This window comes from Kitasatospora sp. MBT63, from assembly GCF_000710465.2.
Lineage (GTDB): Bacteria > Actinomycetota > Actinomycetes > Streptomycetales > Streptomycetaceae > Kitasatospora.
On the sequence record NZ_JAIZ01000436.1, the window covers coordinates 1 to 7,380 of the forward strand.

Below are 7,380 nucleotides of genomic sequence, written 5' to 3' on the forward strand. Positions count from 1 at the left end.
CCCGGCCGCCAGCGGTGCGGGCCCGAGCCCAGACAGCAGGTCGGCCGAACGGCTGCCCAGCACCGGCGGTACCGCGAGGCCGCCCGCCACCGCCAGGTAGCCGCGCACCCCGTGGGTGGCCGCGCCGACCTCGACCACCGCGCCGGCCGGGACCCGTACGGCGGTGCCCCAGCCCGCCGGCCGGCCGTCGACGGTCACCGGCGCCGGCGCTCCGGTGACGGCCACCAGGACCGGCGCGAGGGCCCGCAACGCGACCCCGCCGAGGGTGGTCTCCAGCGCCGCCGCGCCGTCGGGGTTGCCGACCAGCCGATTGGCGGCGCGCAGGGCGGGCTCGTCGAGCGCCCCGGCGCGCGGCACCCCGAGGTGCGCGACGCCGCGCCGGCCCAGGTCCTGAACGGTGGTCAGCGGGCCGGGCCGCACCACCTCGAGTCCGGCCCCGGCCCGTACGTCCTCCGGTACGGCCGCGGGCCGGGCCGCCGCCGCCCGTTCAGCCATGCCCCACCACCGGGGTGAACCGCACCCGGACGCCCGGTGCGAGCAGCGCCGCCGGCTCCCGTCCGAGGTCCCACAGCACGGCCTCGGTCCGGCCGAGCAACTGCCAGCCGCCGGGGGAGGAGCGGGGATACACGCCGGTGTACGTCCCGGCCAGGGCGACCGAGCCCGCCGGGACGGAGCTTCGCGGGGTGGCCCGCCGGGGCACCTGCCACCGCTCCGGGAGGCCGGTCAGGTAGCCGAAGCCGGGGGCGAAGCCGCAGAACGCCACCCGGTACTCGGGCTCGCTGTGGATCCGGACCGCCGCCTCGGGCGACACCCCCCACAGCGCCGCGACCTCCGCCAGGTCGGCGCCGTCGTAGCGGGTCGCCAGCTCCACCGACGGACCTGCCGCGGGCGGGTGTTCGGGGAGCTCCCAGCCCGTCAGCAGCCGGGCCAGCGCGGCCCGGTCGGCGACCCCGTCCAGCAGGACGGTCCGGGCCGCCGGGACGATCTCCGTGATCGGCGGCAGATCGGCCCGGCGGGCGGTCAGCAGGGCGTACAGCGCGGCGACCTGTTCGGCCGACCCGACCTCCACCAGCAGCGCGTCCTCGCCGACCGGCCGGACGGCCGGATGACCGGCCATCAGACGAACGCCTCCACCCGCACCCCGGCCGAGGCCAGTGCCCCGCGCACCCGCCAGGCCAGCTGCGCGGCGCCGGGGGTGTCCCCGTGCACGCACAGCGAACGCGCCTCGACGTCCACCAGTTCGCCGCCGACCGCCGTGACCTCGCCGTCCCGCGCGATGCTCACCGCCCGTGCGATCACCGCCTCCGGGTCGTGCACCACGGCCTCCGGGTCGCGCCGGGGCACCAGGGTGCCCGCCCAGGTGTACGCCCGGTCGGCGAAGGCCTCGGTCACCACGGGCAGTCCGACCCCTTCCGCCACGGCGAGCAGCCGCGAGCCCGGCAACCCCAGCACCGGCAGCGGACCGTCGCAGACCGCCCCCGCCCGCAGGACGCCGGAGACCACGGCCTCGGCCTGCTCGTTGTCCTGCACCACCCGGTTGTAGAGGGCGCCGTGCGGTTTGACGTACGAGACCCGGGAGCCGGCCGCGCGGGCGAACACCTGGAGTGCGCCGATCTGGTACGCGATCTCGTCGGCCAGTTCCTCCGGCGGCACGTCCATCGCGCGGCGCCCGAAACCGGCCAGATCGCGGTACGACACCTGGGCGCCGATCCGCACCCCGCGCTCGGCGGCCAGCGCGCACACCCGGCGCATGGTCGAGGGATCCCCGGCGTGGAAGCCGCAGGCGACGTTGGCGCTGGTCACCACCGACAGCAGCGCCTCGTCGTCCGTCAGGGTCCACCGCCCGAACCCCTCACCGAGGTCCGCGTTGAGATCGATCACCGTCTCGGCCACGCCAGTTCCCGCCTCCCAGCAGCTCCTGAGGGTGATCGTAGGGCCTGATCGTTTCCGCGGGGGTACCAGCGGGTCCGGACGCCGGAGGGCGCGCGCCGTGGCGCACGCCCTCCCCTGCGCACCCGCCGTCCGGTGCCACCCGACGCCACCCGGCACCGGGCGTCCGCGGGCGGGCCGGGCGGGCGGAGCGGCCGGTCAGGCGGTCAGGTCGAGCGGGCGGGTGCGGACCGCCTCGGCCCACTCCAGCCGCCGGATCCCGCGGTCCACGATCAGCAGCGGGATCACACCGATCACCCCGAACGACATGTCGACGAATCGCCAGTACAGCGGGATGCCGCGGAGCGGACCGCAGATCAGCGCCAGCGGGATGACCCCGGCGCAGGCGATCATCGCCCAGCGGATCACCCAGACGTTGCGCACCGGGTCCCGCAGCGGACCCCAGAAAGCCACCGCGATCACCAGGTGGGCGAAGGCCAGCCAGTCGGTCCCGTACGCCAGGAACGGGTAGCGCTGGTTGGTGTCGGCCACGCCCTCGCGGACCCGTTCGCTCCAGCCGGCCAGGGCCGGGAAGTGGTCGCCCACCGCGCTGCCGCCGATCAGGTCGGCCGCCCAGCGGGTCTCCGACTCCAGCGGGAAAGCGGTCAGTCCGCTCAGCGCCAGGCAGACGATGAAGATCCACAGCCAGCACCGGACGCTCCGGCGGATCCTGTCCGGGTTGTCGGTCATTTCGCACGCCCCCATGTCGAGCGGCAGCCCGGGATCCGGTCCCGACCTGCGCGGAACCGACTCTAGACACAAAATTGAACACGTTCAACACGGCTTCGGGCAGGGCGGAACCGGCACATCAGCGCTCGTTTCGGATGTGTCGGTGCGAACCTCTAATCTTGTCCACCGTGACCGCCATCGCAGACCAGCCCGCAGACCAGCTGCTCCGGCCCGCCGCCGCAGCCGCCCGGCCCGCGCCCGGACCCGCCGCCGACGAGGGCCTCGCCCGCAGGCTCAAGGCGCTGGCCTGCACCGCGCCGCTGCACGACCTCGACAGCCGGAAGGTCAACCTGGCCGGCGAGTACGGCTCGTACAGCATGGCCGAGGTCGGCCTCGCCGCCATCGACCTCGTCACCCTCAACATGGACTTCGACACCGGCGCCGACCGGGACATAGTGCTCGGCCGCCTGCTGCCCCGGATCGCGGCGCAGAACCCGCGCCGGGCCGCCGCCGAGCACGAGCGGGTCGCCCGCTGGGTGCTCGAGTCTCTGATCAACGTCGGCAGCGTCGACCGCGGCTTCCGCGCCGTCTACGGCACCTTCGACCCGGACGGCGGCTACGTCCGGCGCGACTACGACTTCAAACTGATCGAGGAAGTACCCGGCCCCGACGGCGGCGTCTACCTGCGCACCACCGACGAGGCCGTCAACGTCCTGGTCGGCGCCCTCGACACCGACGTCACCTCCGCCCAGATCGCCGCCGAGGTCAAACTCGAGGTACTGATCCGCCGCGGCCGCCTCGCCGACGCCCAGCTCGCCGCCGAGCAGGCCCGCTACCGCACCGTCCAGTACGCCGAGACACTGCGCCGCGCCCTGGAGGCCACCCGGCGCAACGTCCGCGCGGTCGACTGGATGGAGACCGTCCCCGACCTGATCGACGAGGCGCTCGACCACATCGCCGACCGCTACCGCCACGAGAACGCGATCCTCACCAACATCCGCAAGGCCCGCGACGAGACCGAGGAGCCCGAGCACAAGCGCCGCGCCGCCGAACTGGTCGACATCGTCAAGGACTGCATCCGCCGCCACACCCAGCTGCAGACCCGCCTCCTCGAGGCCGGCCCGCTGTTCCGCGCCGAACAGGACCGGCAGGCCTTCGCCACGCCCGGCGCCCGCAGCGGCATCGACCTGTACGGGCACCTGCTCGCCCCGCTCCTGGAACTCCCCGTCGGCCGGGCCACCGGGCCCACCGACGCCTTCTTCGCCCGCGGCGCCGGACTGCGCACGCCCGTCTCGGTCCGCGTCACCGACCTGGTCGACCTGCTGCTCACCCCGCCCGTCGAACGCGAACACCTGGGCGCCGAGCTCCCCGAACCCGACCTGGTCGCCACCCCGGACGACAGCCGCTTCTCCGAGGCCCAGCTCGAATCCGCCCTCGAACTGCTCGACCTCCCCGCCGACGCCCCCCGCCGGCTCTCCGGCCTGCTCGCCGACGCCCGCCGCCAGGACCCCGACCTCCCGTACCTGGTCGCCCTGCTCGCCGTCCACGCCGCCAGCCCGCCGGTCGGCACCGCCTACCGCCAGGGCGAGGAACGCCTCCTGTTCGCCGTCGACGACGGCACCCGCCTCGACGACCCCGAATTCGGCGGCGCCGACCTCATCGTGGGCAGCGCCCTCCTCGACGCAGCCGGCATGGCCGCCGACCGCAAGGAGGCCACCTGATGCCCACACCCCCTTCCCCGGGGCGCGGGGGACTGCTTTCCCAGGGGCGCGGGGAACTGCGCGAACAGCCACCCCCGCCGGCCGCACCTGCCCTCCGTCCCCGGATGGCACTCACCCAGGGGCGCGGGGAACTGCGCGAACAGCCACCCCCACCCGCACCGGACATCCGTCCTGAGGCGACCACATCCGTGCTCCCCGCTCCGGGGTGCCGAGTGTCGTACGCACCTCGGTGCGGCTCCGTAGCCTCCCGTTTCGCGCAGTTCCGCCCCCAGCCTCCGGCCGGGGGTGCCCCCAGCGCCCCTGGGAAGCGGCCTGCCCGTCGTTCGCCCCTCGGAGGGGTGCGCCCCGTCCGCGCCGAGTACCGTCCGTCCCGCACCAAGGAGCCCCGCCCGTGATGACCCCCCACGACACGGCCTGGCCCTCCGAGAGCGAGCCGGCCGCCCCGGCCGCCCTCACGCCGGCCGATGTCACCGACGCCGCCCGCCTGGTCTCCTTCGGCCTCCAGGCGAAGCTGCTGCCCGCCCGCGACGCCGAGTACGCCGAGCTGGTCCGCCGCCACCGCGAGGACCCGGGCTTCGCCCGCCTCGCGGACGCCGTCGCGACCGGCATGGGCCTGGTGGTCCTGGAGGTGTCGCCCCGGGCCGGCATGGCCGTCGCCGCCGCCGAGGACTCGGTCTTCGCGGTCCGGATGGGCGACTACTCGCGCCGTGCCGCCTCCGAGTCCACCGACCGGTTCCTGCACGGCCTGGCCCACCTGGCGGTCGCCGCCCTCGCCTTCCCGCGCCCGGAGGACCTCGCCGACGAGGGCTACCTCGGCCGGGTCACCGTCAACGGCGTGGACGCGTTCGTCCGCCAGGCGTGCCGCCGCCTGGAGGAGCGGGCCGAGGCGGAGGGCGCCAACTCCGACCCGGCCAGCGACGCGCCCGGGCTGGAGGCGGCCTGGCGGGTGTGGGCCCGCCGTTCGGCGACCGGCGCCACCAAGGACGCCCGCCGACTGTCCGGCTCCACCATCGGCATCGTCTCCAAGGCGGTGCTGTTCCTGGTCGACTCCGGCTTCCTGCAGAAGACCTCGGACGACGCCGGCGGCACGTACCGCACCACCGCCCGCTACCAGCTCCAGGTCCGTGACCTGGCCGCCAGCGCCGCGATGGCGGAGCTGACCGACCTGGGCGTGGTCCCGGTGACCGACGGCACCCCGACCCTCCTCCCGCCGGACACCTCCGACGACCTGGTCGCCGACGCGGGCCTGCCCTTCCACTCCCTCTGACCCCGGCCCGGCCCGCCCGGCCGCGCGCCCGCGCCCCTGCTACCCGCCCCCGCCCACTGGAGAACCGCCGCACATGTACGAGCTCAACCGGGTCCGCCTGTACTCGATCGGACCGGCCGGTGCGCGCTACGCCGACACGGTGCTCGACCTGCGCGGTGTCGGCGAGCCGGTGGCCGAGCCCCGGCCGCAGCAGATCGGCCTGTTCGGCGAGGAACCGGAGGGCCCCCAGCGCCGTCCGGCGCCCGCCGGCGTGCTGTTCCTGGAGAACGGCGGCGGCAAGTCCGTCCTGCTCAAGCTGATCTTCTCGGTGATGCTCCCCGGCCACCGCAACACCCTCGGCGGCGCCAGCTCCGGCGTGCTGCGCAAGTTCCTGCTCGCGGACGACTGCGGGCACGTCGCCCTGGAGTGGCAGCACACCGTCACCGGTGAGCTGATCGTGGTCGGCAAGGTCAGCGAGTGGCGCGGGCGGCAGGTCTCCTCCGACCCGCGGAAGTTCGCCGAGACCTGGTACTCGTTCCGTCCCGGCCCCGGCCTCACCCTCGACTCCCTCCCGGTGGCCGAGCGCCCGAGCCTCGGCCCGGACACCAAGGCCCGAGGCCGGCGCCGCACCATGAAGGGGTTCCGCGACTCGCTCACCGAGGCCGGCAAGACCCATCCGCACCTGGACCTGGTCTTCGAGGACATCCACGACCGGTGGAACGAGCACCTCGGCGAGCTCGGCCTGGACCCCGAACTCTTCCGCTACCAGCGCGAGATGAACGCGGACGAGGGCGAGGCGGCCGGCCTGTTCGCGGTCAAGCACGACTCCGACTTCACCGACCTGCTGCTGCGGGCCGTCACCGACACCCGCGACACCGACGGCCTGGCCGACCTGGTGCACGGGTTCGCCGCCAAGCTGGGCCGCCGCGCCGAACTCACCGCCGAGCGGGACTTCACGGCCGGCTCGGTCGACCTGCTGCAGCGGATCGTCGAGGCCACGGCCGCCCGCGAAGGCGTCCGCGAGACGCACCGCGCGGCCGAACGCCGCACCCGCCGGCTCGCCCAGGCGCTCGGCGCCCGGGCCGGCGTCGAACGGGACCGGGTGCACGACCTGGCGATCGAGGTGGCCTCCGCCGCCGGCGCCGTCACCGCCGCCGAGGCGGACCGCACCCGGCACTCGCTGATCACCGCCGAGCTGACCCACCGGCACGCCACCCTGGGGCTGGCCGCCGCCACCGTCGAGGCCGCCGGACTGCGCCGCGAGCTGACCGAGGCCCGTACCCTGCACTCCGCCTGGCAGGCCGCCGAGGCGGTGCTGCGCCAGCGCGCCGCCGCCGACCGGGTGGCCCGGGTCTCGGTCGCGATCCGCGAGGCCGAGCTGGACGCCGCACCCGCCCTCGCCGCCCGCGCCCAGGCCGCCGGTGCGCTGGCCCGGGCCCTGGAGTCGGCCGCGCTCGCCGCCGAGACCAGGGCCGACCAGGAGGAGCTGCGGGCCGGCGAGCTCCAGGAGGACGGTTCCACCGCGCAGGCCGAGGCGACCGCCGCCGCGACCGCCGCCCAGAAGGCCCGCAGCGAGGCGGAGCACCTGCGCCAGCGCCTCGCCGAGGTCGAGCAGGAGACCCAGGCCGCCGTGGAGGCCGGCTGGATCGACCCCAGTTCGCAGGAGCCGGACCCGGCCCGCGCCGCCCTGCACGCCTCGGACGCCGAGAAGGCGGCCACCGCGGCGCTCGTCCAGGCCCGCAGCGCCGCCGAGCAGTCCGCGGCCCGGGTCCGGGAGGCCGCCGCCGCCGAGGCCCGCGCCGAGCTGGCCGCCGC

General features: G+C 75.6%; 6 protein-coding genes and 1 pseudogene. 3 read left to right on the forward strand and 4 right to left on the reverse strand.

Annotation, left to right across the window (positions count from 1 at the left end; genetic code table 11):
* From AA75_RS24025 to AA75_RS24040, 4 genes are all read right to left on the reverse strand, one after another.
* Positions 1 to 495, reverse strand: a 495-nt coding sequence (locus AA75_RS24025) for a biotin-dependent carboxyltransferase family protein (protein ID WP_368666606.1), incomplete at its 3' end; no start/stop codon positions are given.
* Positions 488 to 1,117 (reverse strand): 5-oxoprolinase subunit PxpB, encoded by a 630-nt coding sequence (gene pxpB / locus AA75_RS24030; protein WP_033822288.1) that lies wholly within the window; start codon positions 1,115 to 1,117, stop codon positions 488 to 490. The genes AA75_RS24025 and pxpB, both read right to left, overlap by 8 nt.
* Entirely contained in the window at positions 1,117 to 1,893 is a 777-nt protein-coding gene (locus AA75_RS24035; protein ID WP_233289164.1) for a LamB/YcsF family protein, read from the reverse strand. Before AA75_RS24035 ends, pxpB begins: the two co-directional genes overlap by 1 nt.
* A 195-nt stretch (positions 1,894 to 2,088) precedes the next feature.
* Positions 2,089 to 2,619, reverse strand: coding sequence for a hypothetical protein (locus tag AA75_RS24040; protein WP_051813190.1), 531 nt, complete (start codon positions 2,617 to 2,619; stop codon positions 2,089 to 2,091).
* 176 nt (positions 2,620 to 2,795) lie between these two features.
* On the opposite strand from AA75_RS24040, the gene AA75_RS24045 reads away from it, so the two are divergent.
* The 3 genes and pseudogenes from AA75_RS24045 to AA75_RS24055 form a co-directional block, all read left to right on the forward strand.
* Positions 2,796 to 4,319 carry a hypothetical protein gene (locus tag AA75_RS24045; RefSeq protein ID WP_149038336.1) on the forward strand — a complete coding sequence of 508 codons (1,524 nt, stop codon included), beginning with the start codon at positions 2,796 to 2,798 and terminating at the stop codon, positions 4,317 to 4,319.
* Positions 4,320 to 4,713: 394 nt separating this feature from the next.
* Positions 4,714 to 5,586: a hypothetical protein gene (locus AA75_RS24050; RefSeq protein WP_033822290.1), complete on the forward strand. Its 873-nt coding sequence runs from the start codon at positions 4,714 to 4,716 to the stop codon at positions 5,584 to 5,586.
* Between the two features lie 73 nt (positions 5,587 to 5,659).
* Positions 5,660 to 7,380: pseudogene (locus AA75_RS24055) on the forward strand (hypothetical protein); the annotation flags it as partial.